General features: G+C 63.9%; 21 protein-coding genes and 2 tRNA genes. 18 read left to right on the top strand and 5 right to left on the bottom strand.

Annotated features, from left to right (window positions below; all coding sequences use genetic code 11):
- The first annotated feature begins 15 nt into the window (after positions 1-15).
- The 8 genes from ccmE (at position 16) to Y882_RS01450 (ending at position 6,411) form a co-directional block, all read left to right on the top strand.
- Positions 16-483 (top strand): cytochrome c maturation protein CcmE, encoded by a 468-nt coding sequence (ccmE, locus tag Y882_RS01485; protein WP_211259103.1) that lies wholly within the window; start codon positions 16-18, stop codon positions 481-483.
- Positions 480-2,453, top strand: coding sequence for a heme lyase CcmF/NrfE family subunit (locus tag Y882_RS01480; RefSeq protein ID WP_046970094.1), 1,974 nt, complete (start codon positions 480-482; stop codon positions 2,451-2,453). Before ccmE ends, Y882_RS01480 begins: the two co-directional genes overlap by 4 nt.
- The gene (locus tag Y882_RS01475) at positions 2,450-2,992 is read left to right on the top strand and encodes a DsbE family thiol:disulfide interchange protein (protein ID WP_046970093.1); all 543 of its coding nucleotides are present in this window, start codon (positions 2,450-2,452) and stop codon (positions 2,990-2,992) included. Before Y882_RS01480 ends, Y882_RS01475 begins: the two co-directional genes overlap by 4 nt.
- A complete protein-coding gene (locus Y882_RS01470; RefSeq protein WP_425479389.1) occupies positions 2,989-3,507 on the top strand; it encodes a cytochrome c-type biogenesis protein in 519 nt (172 codons plus the stop codon). Before Y882_RS01475 ends, Y882_RS01470 begins: the two co-directional genes overlap by 4 nt.
- Positions 3,504-4,553, top strand: coding sequence for a tetratricopeptide repeat protein (locus tag Y882_RS01465; protein WP_046970092.1), 1,050 nt, complete (start codon positions 3,504-3,506; stop codon positions 4,551-4,553). The genes Y882_RS01470 and Y882_RS01465 overlap by 4 nt, the downstream gene beginning before the upstream one ends.
- Positions 4,550-5,653 carry a homoserine O-acetyltransferase MetX gene (gene metX / locus Y882_RS01460; RefSeq protein ID WP_046970091.1) on the top strand — a complete coding sequence of 368 codons (1,104 nt, stop codon included), beginning with the start codon at positions 4,550-4,552 and terminating at the stop codon, positions 5,651-5,653. Before Y882_RS01465 ends, metX begins: the two co-directional genes overlap by 4 nt.
- Positions 5,654-5,721: 68 nt before the next feature.
- Positions 5,722-6,300, top strand: coding sequence for a cysteine dioxygenase family protein (locus Y882_RS01455; RefSeq protein ID WP_046970090.1), 579 nt, complete (start codon positions 5,722-5,724; stop codon positions 6,298-6,300).
- A gap of 25 nt (positions 6,301-6,325) precedes the next feature.
- Positions 6,326-6,411 (top strand) — tRNA-Leu (locus Y882_RS01450).
- A gap of 209 nt (positions 6,412-6,620) precedes the next feature.
- Here the strand turns inward: Y882_RS01450 and Y882_RS18695 are convergent.
- Both Y882_RS18695 and Y882_RS01440 read right to left on the bottom strand, forming a co-directional pair.
- Positions 6,621-7,394 carry a class I SAM-dependent methyltransferase gene (locus tag Y882_RS18695; protein WP_052949579.1) on the bottom strand — a complete coding sequence of 258 codons (774 nt, stop codon included), beginning with the start codon at positions 7,392-7,394 and terminating at the stop codon, positions 6,621-6,623.
- Between the two features lie 168 nt (positions 7,395-7,562).
- Complete coding sequence (locus tag Y882_RS01440; protein ID WP_162207379.1) at positions 7,563-8,279, bottom strand: DUF2968 domain-containing protein; 717 nt, start codon at positions 8,277-8,279, stop codon at positions 7,563-7,565.
- A 341-nt stretch (positions 8,280-8,620) separates the two neighbouring features.
- Here Y882_RS01440 and Y882_RS01435 point away from each other — a divergent pair, with 341 nt between their 5' ends.
- Both Y882_RS01435 and Y882_RS01430 read left to right on the top strand, forming a co-directional pair.
- Entirely contained in the window at positions 8,621-8,842 is a 222-nt protein-coding gene (locus Y882_RS01435; RefSeq protein WP_046970089.1) for a hypothetical protein, read from the top strand.
- 49 nt (positions 8,843-8,891) lie between these two features.
- The gene (locus Y882_RS01430) at positions 8,892-9,071 is read left to right on the top strand and encodes a hypothetical protein (RefSeq protein WP_046970088.1); all 180 of its coding nucleotides are present in this window, start codon (positions 8,892-8,894) and stop codon (positions 9,069-9,071) included.
- A 46-nt stretch (positions 9,072-9,117) separates the two neighbouring features.
- Here the strand turns inward: Y882_RS01430 and Y882_RS01425 are convergent, their stop codons facing one another.
- Positions 9,118-9,636: a 2'-5' RNA ligase family protein gene (locus Y882_RS01425; protein ID WP_046970087.1), complete on the bottom strand. Its 519-nt coding sequence runs from the start codon at positions 9,634-9,636 to the stop codon at positions 9,118-9,120.
- Positions 9,637-9,772: 136 nt separating this feature from the next.
- Positions 9,773-10,093 carry a hypothetical protein gene (locus tag Y882_RS01420; protein WP_046970086.1) on the bottom strand — a complete coding sequence of 107 codons (321 nt, stop codon included), beginning with the start codon at positions 10,091-10,093 and terminating at the stop codon, positions 9,773-9,775.
- Between the two features lie 1,099 nt (positions 10,094-11,192).
- Between Y882_RS01420 and Y882_RS01415 the strand changes: the two genes are divergently transcribed.
- Complete coding sequence (locus Y882_RS01415) at positions 11,193-11,834, top strand: response regulator (protein ID WP_046970085.1); 642 nt, start codon at positions 11,193-11,195, stop codon at positions 11,832-11,834.
- A 41-nt stretch (positions 11,835-11,875) separates the two neighbouring features.
- Positions 11,876-12,223 carry a hypothetical protein gene (locus tag Y882_RS01410; protein WP_046970084.1) on the top strand — a complete coding sequence of 116 codons (348 nt, stop codon included), beginning with the start codon at positions 11,876-11,878 and terminating at the stop codon, positions 12,221-12,223.
- Positions 12,224-12,420: 197 nt separating this feature from the next.
- On the opposite strand, the gene Y882_RS01405 is transcribed toward Y882_RS01410, so the two are convergent.
- Positions 12,421-12,497 (bottom strand) — tRNA-Arg (locus tag Y882_RS01405).
- Positions 12,498-12,612: 115 nt separating this feature from the next.
- Between Y882_RS01405 and amaB the strand changes: the two genes are divergently transcribed.
- From amaB to murB, 6 genes are all read left to right on the top strand, one after another.
- A complete protein-coding gene (gene amaB, locus Y882_RS01400) occupies positions 12,613-14,148 on the top strand; it encodes an L-piperidine-6-carboxylate dehydrogenase (protein ID WP_046970083.1) in 1,536 nt (511 codons plus the stop codon).
- Between the two features lie 93 nt (positions 14,149-14,241).
- Positions 14,242-14,571, top strand: a complete 330-nt coding sequence (locus tag Y882_RS01395; protein WP_046970082.1) for a hypothetical protein — start codon at positions 14,242-14,244, stop codon at positions 14,569-14,571.
- Between the two features lie 77 nt (positions 14,572-14,648).
- Positions 14,649-14,957, top strand: a complete 309-nt coding sequence (locus Y882_RS01390) for a DUF4190 domain-containing protein (RefSeq protein WP_046970081.1) — start codon at positions 14,649-14,651, stop codon at positions 14,955-14,957.
- 25 nt (positions 14,958-14,982) lie between these two features.
- On the top strand, positions 14,983-15,750 hold the full coding sequence (locus Y882_RS01385; RefSeq protein WP_046970080.1) for a class I SAM-dependent methyltransferase: 768 nt from the start codon (positions 14,983-14,985) through the stop codon (positions 15,748-15,750).
- A gap of 2 nt (positions 15,751-15,752) precedes the next feature.
- On the top strand, positions 15,753-16,790 hold the full coding sequence (locus Y882_RS01380) for a quinone-dependent dihydroorotate dehydrogenase (RefSeq protein WP_046970079.1): 1,038 nt from the start codon (positions 15,753-15,755) through the stop codon (positions 16,788-16,790).
- A gap of 10 nt (positions 16,791-16,800) precedes the next feature.
- The gene (gene murB, locus Y882_RS01375) at positions 16,801-17,820 is read left to right on the top strand and encodes a UDP-N-acetylmuramate dehydrogenase (protein WP_046970182.1); all 1,020 of its coding nucleotides are present in this window, start codon (positions 16,801-16,803) and stop codon (positions 17,818-17,820) included.
- Positions 17,821-17,915: the final 95 nt, after the last annotated feature.

Genomic DNA, 17,915 nt, shown 5'->3' with positions numbered 1-17,915 from the left:
CCTACGCGAATGAGCATGAACCCCACACGCAAGCGCAGGCTTACCATCGTCCTACTCGTGATAGCCGCCGCCCTGGTAGCGGTGGCGCTGATCGTGTTCGCCCTGCAGCAGAACATGAATTACCTGTTCACGCCCAGCCAGGTGCAGACGGGACAAGCCACCAGCTACAAGACCTTCCGCCTGGGCGGCATGGTCAAGTCCGGCTCGATCCAGCGCAGCAAGGAATCGCTGAAGGTCACCTTCACCGTGGTCGATGCGAGCGGCTCGATGCCCGTCGAATACACCGGCATCCTGCCCGACCTGTTTCGCGACAATCAGTCCGTGATCGCCACCGGCCACATGGACAACGCCCGCTTCATCGCCACCGAAGTGCTGGCCAAGCATGACGAAACCTATATGCCCAAAGAGCTGAAGGACGCCATGGCCAAGGCCCACGAAGGCAAGAAAGTGAACGAGGAAGCCGGACAGGACAAACCGCAATGACCCCCGAACTTGGCCAACTCGCCCTGATCCTCGCGCTGCTGCTCGCACTGGCCCAAGGCGTGCTGCCGCTGATCGGCGCCTGGAGCGGCAGCCGCGCGCTGATGTCGGTGGCCCGCCCTGCGGCGGCAGGACAGGCCGTATTCGTCGCGCTCGCCTTCGGACTGTTGGTGTGGTCGTTCCTCACGTTCGACTTTTCGGTGCAGTACGTCGCCGACAATTCCAACCTTGCCTTGCCGTGGTACTACCGTGTCGCCGCCGTGTGGGGCGCGCACGAAGGTTCGCTGCTGCTGTGGATCTTCATCCTCAATCTGTGGACGCTCGCGCTCGCTGCACTGAGTCGCAACCTGCCTGAAGTGTTCGTGGCGCGCGTGCTCGGCGTGCTGGGCCTGGTGGCAGTTGGTTTTCTAGCCTTCATCATCTTCACCTCCAACCCGTTTGCACGCCTGTTGCCGATGCCGCCCGATGGCGGTGATCTGAACCCGGTGCTGCAGGATCCGGGCATGACGTTCCATCCGCCGGTGCTCTACATGGGCTACGTCGGTTTCTCGGTGGCGTTTGCGTTCTCCATCGCTGCGCTGTTGGGGGGCGAACTGGAACAGGCCTGGGTGCGCTGGGCGCGTCCGTGGACGAACGTGGCCTGGGGCTTCCTCACCGCCGGCATCGTCGCGGGCAGCTGGTGGGCGTATGCCGAGCTGGGCTGGGGCGGCTGGTGGTTCTGGGATCCGGTGGAGAACGCGAGCTTCATGCCGTGGCTGGTGGGTGCTGCGCTGATCCACGCGCAGGCCGTGACGGAGAAGCGCGGCGGTCTGCGTGCCTGGACCATCCTGCTTTCCATCTTCGCGTTCTCGCTCTCGTTGCTGGGTACGTTCCTGGTGCGTTCGGGCGTGCTCACCTCGGTGCATGCGTTTGCCTCCGATCCGCGCCGTGGCCTGTTCATCCTCTGCTTCCTCGCCATCGTGGTGGGCGGTTCGCTGCTGCTCTATGCGATGCGCGCACCGAAAGTGGCGGGCGGCAAGCCATTCGCCGTGGTCTCGCGTGAAACAGCGATCCTGGTCGGCAACCTGATGCTTACCGTGGCCGCCGCCATGGTGCTGCTCGGCACGCTGTTCCCCTTGCTGGGCGATGCGTTGAATCTCGGCAAGATCTCAGTAGGCCCGCCCTACTTCGGTTTCCTGTTCACCCTGCTGATGCTGCCGATCGTGCTGTTGCTGCCGTTCGGCCCGTACCTGCGCTGGGGCAAGAGCGATGTGCCGGTGCTGAAAAAAGTGATGCTGCGCGCCGGACTGGCGGCCATCGCCTGCGCCATCGTCGCGGCGTTCGTCACCAGCGGCGAAAGCAAGGCGATTGCCGGCACCGCCGCCGCGGTGTGGTGCGGCTTCGGCACCCTGCTTTACGTGATCAAGCGTTGGCGCGAGATGCCCGCCGGTCGGCGCTATCCCGCCGAGATGGCCGGCATGCTGCTCGCGCATTTCGGCGTGGGCGTCTTCCTTGCCGGCGTACTGCTCACCAATGCGCTGAGCGTGGAGCGTGACGTGCGCGTGGCGCCGGGCCAGACCGAAAGCATCGGCGGCTACGAATTCCGCTTCGACGGCGTGCAGCATACGCAGGGCCCCAACTGGCAGGGCGACCAAGGCACGGTCACTGTCACGCGCAACGGCAGCACCGTGGCCGTGATGCATCCGCAGAAACGCACCTACCTGCGCGGCCAGGTGCAGACGGAATCGGCAATCAATCCGGGCCTGTTCCGCGATCTCTACGTGGCGCTGGGCGAACCGATGGATGCGAAGCAGCCCGAAGGCGCGTGGGCATTGCGTCTTTACGACAAGCCGTTCGTACGCTGGATCTGGGCCGGTGGTCTGCTGATGATGCTGGGCGGTTTCTTTGCCGCGGCCGATCGTCGCTTCCGCACCAAGCGCGTGGCCGAGACGGCAACGGTGCCGGCAACCACGCTGCAGGAGTCGCGCGCATGAGCCGCCTGATTCCCTTCTTCGGCTTCCTGCTGCTGGTGGCCTTGTTCGGCTTCGGCATCTGGTGGAACACCCAGCACGACCAGCGCGAAGTGCCTTCGCCGCTGATCAACAAACCGGCGCCGGCCTTCGTGCTGCCCAAGCTGGACGATCCCGCGCAGACCGTCAGCCGCGACGCCATGCTGGGCAAGCCTTACCTGATCAACGTGTTCGCCAGCTGGTGCATCGCCTGCGGCGAGGAACATCCCGTGCTGATGACCGAAGGCAAGACCATCGGTGTGCCGGTGGTCGGCTACAACTACAAAGATGCGCCGGAAGACGCCAAGGACTGGCTGGCCAAGCACGGCAATCCGTACGACATGATCATCGTCGATCGCGAAGGCCGTACCGCGATTGATTTCGGCGTGTATGGCGCACCGGAAAGTTTTCTGGTCGATGGCAAGGGCGTGATCCGCTACAAGCGCATCGGCCCGCTGACGCCTGAGGTGATTGCGAAGGAATTGAAGCCGGCGATTGCGGCGTTGTCCAAGGAACAGCCATGATCCGCCGCCTTTTTGTGGGAGCGCACCCTGTGCGCGACAATCCTACGAGGCGGCCAGCCTGGCGTCGCGCACAGGGTGCGCTCCCACAGGTTCTTCTGTTGTTCCTCGTCGCCAGCATCGCCTTCGCCCAGGCCATCGACCCCCTGCCCTTCAAAGACCACGCCCAGGAAGTCCGCTTCCAAAGCCTCACGCGCGAACTGCGTTGCCTGGTCTGCCAGAACGAAAACCTCGCCGACTCCAACGCCGACCTCGCGCGCGACCTGCGGCACGAAGTGTTCAACCTGATGCAGCAGGGCAAGAGCGACGAGGAGATCAAGCAATACCTGGTCGATCGCTATTCCGATTTCGTGTTGTACGACCCTCCGGTAAAAACCAGCACGCTGCTGCTGTGGTTTGGACCGTTGGTGATCTTGCTGGCCGGTGCGGCCGTAGTGGTGGTCACGGTGCGCCGGCGCGGACGCGCGGCGGTCACCGTCACCGACGACAAGCCGACCGATGAAGGGGACGACTGGTGAGGCTGGCTTTTTATCTGATCGCCGCGGCGATGATCGTTGCGGCGCTTTTGCTCGTGTTGCTGCCGCTGGTACGTCACGGACGCCGACTCGGCCGTCCGCGCGGCGTCTTTGCGCTCGCCATGATCGTGGCGTTCTGTCTTCCCCTCGCTGCGATCGGCCTTTACCTCGCGGTAGGCACGCCCGTCGTGCTCGATGGCGTGCCCAAGTCCGACGCCGGCATGAGCATCGACCAGGCAGTCGACGAGTTGAACGCACACCTTGTGCAGAAACCGGACGATCTGCAAGGCTGGATGCTGCTGGGACAGACCTATAGCGTGATGCATCGCGCCGCCGATGCTCGCCATGCGTACGACGAGGCCCTGCGCATCGATCCCAACAACAGCGCCGCCATGGTCGGCTGGGCCGAGGCCGATTCGCTGCTGCGCGAGGATCACCGCATCGACGGCCGCGCGCAGGAACTGCTCGAACGCGCGGTGAAGATCGACCCACAAAGCCAGCGCGGCCTGTGGCTGCTGGGCATCAGCCAGTTCCAGCACGATCAATATGCGCAAGCCGCCGCCACCTGGCGCCAGCTGCAGCCGCAACTAGATCCGGACTCCAACGTGGCCAAGGCGGTGGCCGAGCAGATTGCCGTCGCCGATGCGCGCGTCAAGGACCCGGGCAAGACCGCGACCGAAGCGCCTGCCGCCGCCAACGCTCAACCGTCACTGCAGGTGCAAGTGGCGCTCGCACCGGCGCTCAAGAACAAGCTGGCCGCAGGCGATACGCTGTTCGTCTACGCGCGCGCCGAGCACGGCCCGCCGATGCCGCTGGCCGTGGCCAAGCTGGACGCCAACGCCCTGCCCGCCACCGTCACCTTGAACGACACGATGGGCATGACGCCGCAACTCAAACTATCCTCGGTGCCACGCGTGTTCGTGGGCGCCCGCATCAGCAAGAGCGGCCAGGCCATCGCCCAGCCGGGCGACCTGGAAGGCGATGCCGGCGTGGTTGCGGTGAGCACGCAATCGCCGATCAAGATCAGCATCGACAAGGTTCACGAATGACACACGACGCCCGCCGCTACTGCGCCCTCCCGTCGCCCTTCGCGATGAAACGGGGCGGCGCATTGCGCGAGGCGCGCGTGGCGTACGAAACCTGGGGCGAGTTGAACAGCGCGCGCGACAACGCCGTGCTTATCCTCACCGGCCTCTCGCCCAGCGCGCATGCCGCGTCCAACGCGGAGGATCCGTCCGACGGCTGGTGGGAAGCGATGATCGGCCCGGGCAAGGCGATCGATAGCTCGCGTTGGTTCGTCATCTGCGTGAACTCGCTCGGCAGCGACAAGGGCTCCACCTGCGCCCGGTCGATCAATCCGGCGACCGGCGAACCCTATCGCCTGGATTTTCCCGAGCTGTCGCTGGAAGACGTGGCCAACGCCGCACACGTGGCCGTCACAAGCCTCGGCATCGACCAGCTCGCGTGCCTGATCGGCTGCTCGATGGGCGGCATGAGCGCGCTGGCCTACATGGTGCTGCACCCGGGCAGCGTGCGCGCGCACATCAGCGTGGACACGGCACCGCAGGCGCAGCCGTTCGCCATCGCCATCCGCTCCTTGCAGCGCGAAGCGATCCGGCTCGATCCGCATTGGAACAACGGCCGCTATGCCGATGACGACTATCCCGTCGACGGCATGAGCATCGCGCGCAAGCTCGGCGTGATCACCTACCGCTCCGCGATGGAATGGAATGGCCGCTTTGCGCGCATCCGGCTCGATCCCGAGCAACGCGACGACAATCCGTTCGGTCTGGAATTCGAAGTGGAGTCCTACCTCGAAGGACATGCGCAGCGTTTCGTGCACACCTTCGACCCGAACAGCTACCTCTACCTCTCGCGCGCCAGCGACTGGTTCGACATGGCCGAGTACGGCAACGGCAACGTGATGGAAGGCCTCAAGCGCATCAGCGTGGAAAAGGCCATGGTGATCGGCGTGAGCACCGACATCCTGTTCCCGCTGGAACAGCAGGAGCAGATCGCCGACGGCCTGCGCGCGGCCGGCGCCGCGGTGGAATTCGTGGCGCTCAATTCGCCGCAGGGGCATGACGCATTCCTGGTTGACATCCCCAACTACAGCCGTGCCATAGGCGGCTTCCTCGGCGGACTCTGAACGGGCCGCCTGCGGCGCCCCGCCGGCACTGCTAAGATGGCCGCGTAGCACGAACCTCGAGAATCACCATGCTTACCCTGGACTTCCCCGGCTCCCGCAAGCTCATCGACGCCATCGACGCGGCTGTGTCGCAGGACACCACCCGCGCCGTCACCGACAGCCTGCGCAACAGCCTGTGCAGCCTCATCCGCAGCCAGCAGGTGAAGCTCCCCGATTGCGTCTTCGAGACCGCCGAAGGCCGCTATGCCCGCCGCGAGCTCTACCGCAGCGAAGACCACGGCTATTGCGTGGTCGCCATGACCTGGGGACCCGGCCAGGGCACCCCGATCCATGACCACTGCGGCATGTGGTGCGTGGAAGGCGTCTGGAGCGGCGCGCTGGAAGTGGTCCAGTACGAGCGCCTCGCCGACGAAGACGGCAACTACTGCTTCCAGCCCGTGGGCTCCATCCAGGCCGGCCCCGGCTCCGCCGGCAGCCTGATCCCGCCGCACGAGTACCACACCATCCGCAACCCCAGCGACGACGCCGTCGCCGTGAGCCTGCACATCTACTCGGGCGCCATGACCCACTGCGCCGTGTTCCAGCCCCTGGGCCACAATCAGTACCAGCGCTCCGACCGCCAACTGGGGCTCGACCCGGTCCACTGAACCCGGCATAATGCGTCGCTGCAATGCCGGTGTGGCGGAATGGTAGACGCGGTGGACTCAAAATCCACTGGCAGCGATGTCGTGTAGGTTCGAGTCCTATCACCGGTACCAGATTTGAAAAGAAAAGGCCCGACTATGTCGGGCCTTTTTTTTGACTTGATGGCGATCTGGCTGCGTTGGGGTTTGCGATCGCCGGCCGGCGCACTGCCGCGACTACCGCCGCGCGGAATCGCGCGATGCCATTCAATCAATCCATGCAGAAGTGCACTCCGACCTCGCTTTCGTCCTGTGCGAAAGCGAGGGCGTACCAAAGCAAAAATCTATCCTGAGCGCTTCTGAGCGGCCACTATCAGGCTGGATCCAAACGCCTGGGGCTTGAGCGTGGCGATGCGATGCACTTCAGGCTGCAGCAGCAGAGTCAGCGCGCGGCTTGAGAGGCCGTTGTCCGTGCCGTGCTCGCGCGACGCCTTGGCTTCGGTGGTTTTGGGGCGAATGCCAAATCGATAGGGAATCGACCGGAAGGCGAGGATGGGAAGGACCAGGGCCCCGAAGAAGTAGCTGATGAATTTCACGTCGAAGTGCGGCGCCAGGAGTGAGGCGTAGTTGTCCGACGTATAGCGTCGAAAGTGCCCTGCTTCATCGTCTGCGCCCGACCACATCCAGGTATGTGCCGGCACCGTCGAGAAGAAATAGCCACCGGCGCTCAGCGATGCCGCAATCTGTCCCACAAAGGCCGCGTCATCCTCGATGTGCTCGACGACATCGAACGCGCCAACGGCGTCCAGCGGGCCAAGTTCCGGCGCTGCATCGCTCAACGTGCCACAGACGACTCGATGAATGCCACGGGCCTGAGCCATGCGCGCACCATCTGGACCGGGTTCGACCAGGACAACATCATGCCCGTCATCCTGAAGACGACGGGCAACGAATCCGTTGCCGCCGCCTACATCGGCGAAGTGCGAACCCTGCGCAAATCGAGATACGAGTGCCGAGATGCATTCGTTCCTGTGCTTGAACCAGAACGAGTGATCCTCGACCTGCGCGCAGGATGCATTGCCGTGTTCGGGGTAGGAGATGTCGGAGTGCTCGCTCATCGTCCTAGGCTAAATTAACGGGTCGCCAAGTCAATCCCGAGCCGAAACCAGGGCCAGAGCCCCCCCGCTGATTGGAACTCTGCCGATGTCTCAGGCGACCCAAAGCAAGAGAAATCGTTTCAGGGGCAATTTGTCAGGATGATGGCCAATGCCAATCGCCACGTCTGCTCACTTCTTCCGCAACCCCACCCATCCCCCACGATACCGCGGCAACTGCGCCGCACACGTCGAGTGCAGCTGCCCGATCTGGCGGAACGTGCGGTTGGCGTAGAGCTGCGCCTGCAGGCGCGCGGCGTCGAGTTGCTGGATGCTGTGGCGCAGTTCGGTTTCGCGGTCCATCGCACGTTGCTTTTGCGCGGCGTTGCGTTGGATGTTGACGCGCAGGCGCTCTGCCCTTGCTTCGGACTCGGCGATTACACGCTGCAGCTGCCTGTTGGCGGCGTCGAGCTGGACGCGGCGCACTTCGCTGCGGGCGCGGTGATTGGCCTGCGCCACGAATTCTTCAAAGGCCCTCTCGGCGGCGTCGAAGTCGGAGGACTTCATCGCTCGCCACAACAGGTCATCCATGTAGATGGTGGCGTAGAACTTCAGCGTTGCGGCGTGGAACAGGAGTCGGACGGAGTGGCTGAAGCTGTGCAGTTCACGCACTTGCGTCACCGTGTCCTGGTACACCAGCGCTTCGACTTCTTCGACGTCCGCCACTTCGACGACATCGCCTTCGGTGTCATGGCGCGTCCAGACGGGATGCGCCAGATCTGGGACCGCAGGGTCGCCATGGTCGTGGACGGCCATCGCGTCGCCAGGCGCGTCGGCGCTGACGATGTCGTCCTCGTCATCGCTGCGAAACACCACGGCAAACTCCCTCATCGATGATGTTTCACTCATGACTGCCTCTGTGCACGACGGCGTGGCGCGGGACCACCGACCCACTCCTGGCTTCGCTTGAGGAAGACCAGGCCTACCGCCAACAAGCGGCTCCATGCTCGCTCGCGGCATCGCCATTGGACGGGGACCCATGCTAGCGAGGTCGGCTGGCACGAATACATCAGACGCTTCTTGAAACGCCGCGCCGGGTACGGGCTGAGGGGTTCCGCCTTGCACCGATACGCGTGGAGTCATCCCATCAGCCCACAAGGTCCGGCCAACAGCCTGCCCTGCCGAATCATTCACACGCGGCGCAGCCAAGGAGAGTAGTGTCAGGTCGAAGGGCTGCGGAGGACGCGATCATGGCTGAGGTCGCCGGCATGACCAGCAATGGTTTCAATTACACGGCGGAGTATCTCGGCGCCGTGCACGACAGCGTGTACTGGTCGGCTACGTTCCGCCTCAACGGCATTTACCGCGGCATGCGCCACGGCAGGGTTTTCGAGGTTTCCGAACTGTCGAGCACGGAACTGCAGGTCGCCATCCAGGACGACATCGAAGATACCTGGGTCAACGAACACTAAATCGGCGGTCACACGCCACTCTCACGCCATCCAGGTATCCCTCGTCACCATGTGGACGTGCATACGCTGCCAATCCGAGCTGACGGCCAAGGACACCCTGCCGTCAATCGACAGCTTTGGCGTGTATTTCATGTGCCCGGTCTGCGGCAGGCGCAACAGTCTTCGCAACATCGGCCGCCGCGCACAGGATGTGCCGCTGGTGCTCGCACCGCTGGACGAAGCGGACTAGCTCGACGTCGGCCCTGCCTGGGCATGCCTTGAAATGCATGCGCGGATCAATGCAGAAAGGGAAACTCCCCTGCCCCATGCCAGCGCCGATGATCGTTGACGAGCAACGACAGCGATTCGCACCAGCCGTAGACGGGGCCATGATCGGCCAGCCGTGCTTCCAGTTCGTTGATCAGCGCCGCCTTCTCATGCTGCACATGCCGTGCGACCGAGAGATGGGGAACAAAGTCGGGAAAGGCGCCGCCGCCCTTGGGATGATCGGGAAAGGCGCGCTCCAGCGCGTTGGCGATCTGGGCGATGGGTTTGGCGGGCTCGGGCGCCAGCCACACGACGGAAGGAAACGTATCCACATGCGCCAGGCGAAACATTGGCGCGGGGATCTCCGCCGCCACCTCGCGCAAGCGCGCCAGCAGGGTCGGCGTGAGCAGTTCGCTGTCGATGAAGGGATAGATCAGGGTGATGTGCGCCCCGAGGCCACGACGCGCGGAAGGGTCGTACTGATCGCGGAAGCTGCCGATCAGCGGCTCGGCCTCGGGCACCATCAGCGCTAGCAGGGTACGCGCCATGAGTGGCCCGTCGCCTTCCTCTCGTCCGGCGGATCGCCGTGTCTGCGCATTATGGCGTGCGCACCGAGGGGAACGACACTCGGCCGTTGGGCCATGCGATGGCCAGGGTTCCACGTGATGCCGCAGGCAAGCCCGATCAGTGCCGGCCGCCACCGCAGGCGCGCTTGAGCGGCACGCTCGAGGTGACTGGCACCGGCGCCCATGTCATGGGCTCCAGCCCATCGTCACCCTGCAGTTCGCGGGCGAACGCCACGCCCTCTTCTTCGCCCGCCTGCATGGCGAGCTCAGGACTGTCGAAGCAGGCCGCGGTCTCACCGCTGGTCAGCGCTTCCCAATCCGCGCGATTCATCCAGGGGGAACGGAACAGCGTCCACGTGCCAGTCCAAAGGGTTCCGCCATCGCGCACGATTTCGAACAGGTCGCCCTGCACCAGGTAAATGCCGACGAGTACCGCCATAAGAACTCCCTTTCGCGCCCTGCGCCATGCGGGGAACCGGCGGTGGGGCGCCGGCAACATGGAACGCTGAAATCGTTATGCGAGACCAAAGCTTACGCATGACTTACATTCAGCGAGCGTGGCAAAGGTCATGCTTTCCAACCGCATGTTTTTGCGAGGTTTTTGCGATGCACCAGGAGGGAGACTTTGCACCAGACCGCGCCCGGCATGCGCCGATCAGCGGCCTGGAACAAACCGCCAGGCGGCTAAGTGCCCGCCGTGACCTCAGCCATGCTGCGAGACAACATCTTTCGGCGTCGGGATCGATCACCCACCGTCGCGTCCGGGCATCAACCTCAGGGATGGCAGTCGTAGCGCAGCAAGGTCCACACGCGTTGAGTGAACTGTCAGACCAGGCTGGGCGAAACGCTGCAGCCCCACCTCGACGAGCGCCATGCGAAGGCGTTCGAGATTTCGATGCAGGCGGACAGGTTGGAGCCGGTCAGCAGCCTGTAGTGCTCGTTGTCCAGCCAGGCATAGAAGCACTGAGGTTGTAGTCGCCGCCACTGCAACAGAGCTTGTCCTTGCAGACCACGCGCAAGAGGCCGCCATCCAATTCGCCGCGGAAATCCGTGCGAAAAATGCATTGCCGATAGAGCTTCACGGGCCTGCTTCTGTAGACGCCGACAGCAACAGGAACGGCGATGAGTCGCCGCACTCCCGTCTCGACGATTTCACGCTAGGCCTGCGCCGGGAAACACCCGATTGCCGCATCTGGCTGATCTGCATCGAGCGTGGCCGCCGCGCCCGATGCGCGCGCGTTGATGAAGCAGCCGGCAAGCTAAGTAGATTTTCGCTATGACGTAACAGTCGCGATCGGACTTAGAATGGCAGCGCTTCCCCTCGCTGCGCGGGGTGCATGCCACTGGCCGATGCCTCGCTGATGTCCAGGCGTTCGCGTCTGCATCGAACACTTACTCACGATAGAAGACGTGACAAGCTTCATGAGCGCCATCTGAAGACTACAAGCGTGGCGTAGGCTCAAACCTACAATGCATTAGGCATCTAGCAGCTACCCTAGCCCAGCTCTACAGACACAGACACTCGGGACGGGCACACCGTGACCCTTCGCATCATCCTCGCTGACGACCATCCCATTTTTCGCAGCGGCGTACGCGCCCTGCTGGAAAACCATACGACGGCCAAAGTGGTGGCCGAGGTCGGCTCGCCGGTCGAGCTGCTCGATGCCGTGGACAAACATCCCTGCGAGCTGTTGATCACCGACTTCAGCATGCCCGGCGGTCAAATGGCCGACGGCCTGCAGATGCTCGGCATGATTCGCCGTCGCCGCCCCGAGCTGCCGGTGGTGGTACTGACCATGGTGAACAACGGTGGCGTGCTCAAGGCGATCCTGGAAACCGGTACGCGCGGCCTGATGAGCAAGACCGATGCGCTTTCGGAGTTGACGCTCGCGGTGCAGGCCGTCACGCATGGACGTCTGTTCCTGAGCACCAGCATCAGCCAGGTGCTCGATGATGGCGGCGCGGGTAGTCCGGCCGACGGCCATCCGGCCCTGTCCAAGCGCGAAACCGAAGTGCTGCGCCTGTTCGCTTCGGGCTTCACCGTGACCGAGATCGCCGGTCAGCTCAACCGCAGCGTGAAAACCATCAGCCGCCAGAAGATGGATGCCATGAACAAGCTGGGGTTGAAGAACGACCTGGACGTGTACGCCTACGCACGCGAGCACGGCATCCTCGCCTGATCCGACCAGGGCGCACCAAGGCCCGCCCGCTTACTGGCGACATGGCACGTTCCTTGATTGCGCTTGGCTTGAACAAAGGCGCCTCGAAGAACCAGACACTCGATGAGGACCTCGCGATGGCATCGCCATCGCCCACCGTTTGGCCGTTTCGCGGGCGTCAGGGGCGCCCACGCATGAACATGAATTTTTGCGTCGTGGATGAGACAGAGCACGAACTTCAGGTGCTTTGTGAAGTGGATCAGCTGCCCGGCCGGGTGGCCTGGCGCGCCCACATCTACGGCACGGTCTGCGCCCAGCAGGAGCTCAGCGGCGAAGCGATGGACCACGATGCGGTGGCCGGCCACGTCCAGGCCGAGGTGCTCGACCGGGGCATTTTCGCCAAAAACTGACCTACAGCGTCATGGCGCTGACCTGGAGTGACATCCGCAGGAGGCGCGCACGCTGCACTGCCGCATGCACTCATTGACCGCGCCGATCGCCCTCCCGACCAACGCCAGTTGGCCCGCCGCTGGGCTCGTCCAGGCCCGCGGTGTGAGCCCTAAAAGCAAAGGCCGGCGTCACCGCCGGCCTTTGTGCATCTGCGTCTTGGTGCCCCCGATACGATTCGAACGTACGACCTTCCCCTTAGGAGGGGGACGCTCTATCCAGCTGAGCTACGGGGGCAACGGGCGGAATTCTGGCATGGAACGGGGGGACGGCGCGAACCCGTTAACAGGCCCCTGCTAGAATGGCGGTTTTATTCCCGGCGCCTTCCCCGCGCCCCGGTCTGGAGTGAAGCATGTCGCACGAAATTCTCACCGCCCTTGGTCTTGGCCAGTCGCATTCGGGCACGTACCTGGGTCAGGGCGAGTGGTCCAAGACGACCGACGCCGGCACCCTGCATCCGGTCAATCCCGCCACGGGCGAAGTGATTGCCTCGGTGCACGCATCCAGCGCGGCCGACTACGAAGTGATCGTCAAGCGCGCGCAGGAAGCCTTCAAGGTGTGGCGTACCACCCCGGCGCCGCGTCGCGGTGAAGCGGTGCGTCTGTGCGGTGAAGCGCTGCGCAAGCACAAGGACGCGCTCGGCTCGCTGGTGGCGTTGGAGATGGGCAAGATCAAGCCCGAAGGCGATGGCGAAGTGCAGGAGATGATCGACATCGCCGACTTCGCCGTGGGCCAGAGCCGCATGCTCTATGGCTACACCATGCACTCGGAGCGTCCGGGCCATCGCATGTACGAGCAGTACCAGCCGCTGGGTCTGGTCGGCATCATCAGTGCGTTCAACTTCCCGGTCGCGGTGTGGGCGTGGAATGCGTTCCTCGCGGCCATCTGCGGCGATATCTGCATCTGGAAGCCGTCGCCGAAGACGCCGCTGTCGGCCATCGCCAGCATGAAGATCTGCAACGACGCGCTGAACGAAGCCGGCTTCCCGGACATCTTCTTCCTGTTCAACGATGCCGGCACCGATCTGTCGCAGGCCTTCGTGGACGATCACCGCATCCCCCTGATCAGCTTCACCGGTTCGACCAAGGTGGGTCGCCAGGTGGGTGAGCGCGTGGCCAAGCGCATGGGTCGTTCGCTGCTGGAGCTGGGCGGCAACAACGCCATCATCCTGGACGAGAGCGCCGACCTGAAGCTGGCGATTCCGGCCATCGTGTTCGGCGCCGTCGGCACCGCCGGCCAGCGCTGCACCAGCACGCGCCGCCTGTTCGTGCATGAGTCCATCATCGGCGACGTGACCGACAAGCTGGTCGCCGCGTACAAGCAGGTGGAAGGCAAGATCGGCGATCCGACGCTGGCCACCACGCTGATGGGCCCGCTCAACAGCCCGGATGCCGTGAAGGCCTACCTCGCCGCCGTCGAAAAGGCCAAGGCCACCGGCGGCAAGGTGCTCACCGGCGGCGCTGCGCTCAGCGACCGCAAGGGCAACTTCGTGCTGCCGACCATCGTCAGCGGTGTGAAGAACAGCGACGACGTGGTGCAGACGGAAACCTTTGCGCCGATCCTCTACGTGATGCCGTTCAAGACGCTGGACGAAGCCATCGAGCTGCAGAACAGCGTGCCGCAGGGCCTGTCCTCGGCGATCTTCACGCAGAACCTGAAATCGGCCGAGCAGTATCTGTCGGCGGCAGGTTCGGACTGCGGCATCGCAAACGTCAACATCGGCACGTCCGGTGCGGAAATCGGCGGCGCCTTCGGTGGCGAGAAGGAAACGGGCGGCGGTCGCGAATCCGGTTCGGACGCATGGAAGGTCTATATGCGCCGCCAGACCAACACCATCAACTACTCCAACTCGCTGCCGCTGGCGCAGGGCATCAAGTTCGATCTGTAAAACCGCAGTACCGGTGCATCCCGGCGAAAGCCGGGATGCACGCACCGCCAGGAAGCAAGTGCACGCGTAACGGCATCGACGACAGGAGTTGTGATGATGGAAAACGCACAGGTGGTTCAAGCGGCACCGACGTATAGTTCGCTGGCGATTTTCAGCTTGGTGTTTACCGTGCTCGCCTGGACGGTGCTGCCCGTGATGGGCTTGGCCTTGTCCGGGCTCAATCTGTACATCATGTTCGCGATGCCGCTCAGCGGTTCCGTGATCGCCTCGCCAAGCGCCTGGATCGCGCAGCGGCAGATTCGCCGCTCTGGCGGCTCGATTCGCGGCGAGGGACTCACCAAGGCGGCGAGCATCATGGCGTACGCGCAGTACACGCTGTTTGGATTGCTGGTCGCGTTCTTCTTCCTGCAGATGCGCCATTGACGGAGCGGCGCGTCTACTATCAGCCGACAGCCGATCAGCCACCGTGTTTCGTCCATGACCTCACAGGGAGTGCGTCCATGAGTTACCAGCCCGCTGCTTATCGATCGACCAACACGCTCGCCATCGTCAGCCTCGTTGCCGGTATTGCCTCCTGGACCGTGCTTCCCTTTGTGGCAGCCGTCATCGCCATCGTTTGCGGACACCTGGCACGCAAGGAAATTCGCCTTGCTCCGCCGGGCACCGTGGAAGGCGATTCACTTGCCGTCATCGGCCTGGTGATGGGTTACCTGCAGCTGGCGCTGATCGTCCTGGCCTTGCTGCTGTTCTTCAGTCTTGCAGCCCTCGGCATCGGGCTCTTTGCGCATTTCTTTCCCTGGCACGGTTGATGTCCCGTGCGGTAACGGTGCAATCATGACCGACCAGAAGCCCACCGAACGTTTCAGCGACCGCGTCGCCGACTATGTGCGGTTTCGACCCGACTATCCGCTGGCCATGCTGCAGTGGCTGCAGAGCGAGTTCGGTGTCACCCCGCAGTGGCTGGTGGCGGACATCGGCGCGGGTACCGGCATCTCCAGCAAGCTGTTCCTGGATGGCGGCTATCACGTGATCGCGGTGGAGCCCAATGCACCGATGCGCGCTGCGGCCGAGAGCTGGCTGGGCGATGACTCGCGTTTCAGCACCGTTGATGGGCATGCGACCGCGACCGGTCTCGACGACGCCAGCGTCGACCTCATCGTCGTGGCGCAGGCGTTCCACTGGTTCGACCAGGCGGCCGCGCGCGCGGAGTTCCAGCGCATCCTGCGTCCGGGCGGACTGGCGGCGATCATCTGGAATTCGCGCCGCTTGGTCGGCTCGCCCTTCCTTGAAGGCTACGAAGCGATCCTCAAGCAATACGGTACCGATTACACCAGCGTCGCCGAGCGCTATGGCGACGAACCGACGCTGCGTGCGTGGTTCGGCGAGGGCTATCTGGGCATGGGCCGTTTCGATCACGGCCAGCGCCTGGACTATGAAAGCCTCAGTGGACGATTGCTTTCATCCTCGTATGCGCCACGCGAAGGCCATCCCAATCATGAAGCCATGATGCACGCCTTGCGCGAGCTGTTCGATCGCAGCGCGATCAACGGGCGCATCGGTTTCGACTACGACACCGTCATCTACGTGGGCCAACTTTCCTGACTATGTATGACCTCATTCGCCCATTGCTGTTCGCGCTGGATGCTGAAACCGCGCATCGTGCGACGCTCTATGGCCTCGACGTGGCCCATCGCAGCAACTTCATCCAGCTGGTGGCTAAGCTGCCGCAAGAGTTGCCGACCACGGCGTTTGGCATCCGCTTTCCCAATCCGGTCGGCCTTGCGGCCGGGCTGGACAAGAATGCCGATCACCTCGATGCGCTGGGCGCACTGGGCTTTGGCTTCGTGGAAGTGGGCACCACCACGCCGCGTCCGCAGCCGGGCAACGACAAGCCACGCATGTTCCGCCTGCCCAAGTACGAGGCGGTGATCAATCGCCTGGGCTTCAACAATGCCGGCGTCGATGCGCTGGTGCGCAATGTGCAGAAGTCGAGCTATCGCGGCGTGCTCGGCATCAATATCGGCAAGAACAAGGACACCCCCAACGACAAGGCGGTGGACGATTACCTGTTCTGCCTGGAGCGCGTCCATGCGCTGGCCAGCTACATCACCGTGAATATTTCCTCGCCCAACACACAGGGCCTGCGCGACCTGCAGGAAGAAGCCACCCTGCGCCGCTTCATCGAGACCCTGCGTGAAGCACAGGAGCGCCTGGGCTCGCAAAGCGGTGCGCGCAAGCCGATGCTGTTGAAGATCGCTCCGGACCTCAGCGAAAACGAGCTTGATGCGATCGCCGACGTGCTGCTGGCCGCCAAGGTGGACGGCGTGATCTGCACCAATACCACCATCGACCACACCGCCGTCGCCGACGATCCGCAGGGCAATGAAACCGGCGGCCTCTCTGGCAAGCCGCTGTTCGCCCGCTCCACCGCCGTGCTGCGCGGCATGCGCCAGCGCGTGGGCGACCAGCTCGCCATCATCGGCGTGGGCGGCATACTCGATGGCAGCGATGCTGCGGAGAAGATCAGCGCAGGCGCCTCGCTGGTGCAGCTGTATTCGGGCATGGTTTATCGCGGGCCCTCGCTGATCGCCGAATGCGTGAATGAAATCCGCCGTCAGCAGGAAACCACCCATGCCGGTTGAACGTATCGATATGGGCGGCTACACGCTGATCGAAAATGCTCCGTTGGCCACGCGCAACACGCTGCGCGTCAACGCGCGGGCGCGTCTGCTGGCGGAGATCAACGACGCCTCCAAGCTGACCGAACTGCTGGAATTTCCGGCCGTACGCAACGGCAAGCTGCTGGTGCTGGGCGAAGGCAGCAATATGCTGTTTACCGGCGACTACGACGGCACCGTGCTGGCCATGGCCACGCGCGGCGTGCAGGTGGAACAGGATGGCGACGTCGCCCGCATCGCGGTGGCCGCCGGCGAGCGCTGGGATGATTTCGTGCGCTGGACGCTGGGCCAGGGCTACGCCGGATTGGAAAACCTCATCCTGATTCCTGGCACCGTGGGCGCCGCGCCGATCCAGAACATCGGCGCGTATGGCACCGAGGTGGCGGAATTCATCGACAGCGTGGAAGCGTGGGATACGCAGGAGCGTCGCGTGGCCGTGCTCGATCGCGCCGCCTGCGCCTTTGCCTATCGCGATTCGGTGTTCAAGCATGAGCCTGGTCGCTACATCGTCACCGCCGTGCGCTTTGCCCTGCCCCGTTCACGCGAACTGCGCACGGACTATGCGGGCATTGGCGAGGAACTCGTGCGCATGGGCGTGGACAAGCCGGCACCGTTCCACGTGGCCGAGGCCGTGGTGCATCTGCGCACCAAGAAGCTGCCCGACCCCGCGGTGATCGGCAACGCCGGCAGTTTCTTCAAGAATCCCTTGATCGATGCAGCCCAGGGCGAGGCGCTCAAGCGCGAACATCCCGAGCTGGTGTCGTGGGTGGGCAGCGATGGGCGATGGAAGCTCTCCGCTGCCTGGCTGATCGAAACCAGCGGCTTCAAGGGCATGCGCGAGGGCGACGCCGGCATCTCCAATCGCCATGCGCTGGTGCTGGTGAACCATGGCCGCGCCACTGGCGGCGAGCTATGGGCGTTTGCGCTGAAGGTGATCGAGGGCGTGCGCGCGAAGTTCGGCGTGACGCTGGAGCCGGAGCCGGTTGTCGTTTGACGACCGTGCAGCCCTCCCCTGTGGGAGGGCACCCTGTGCCCGACAAACCTACAGAGCGCAACCTTCACCGCCCCGCTCCATTGTAGGAGCGCACT

It is taken from the genome of Dyella japonica DSM 16301 (assembly GCF_001010355.1).
GTDB classification, from domain to species: domain Bacteria; phylum Pseudomonadota; class Gammaproteobacteria; order Xanthomonadales; family Rhodanobacteraceae; genus Dyella; species Dyella japonica.
The sequence above is the reverse complement of the archived record's forward strand: the minus strand, read 5'-3'. Positions and strand labels throughout refer to the sequence as shown.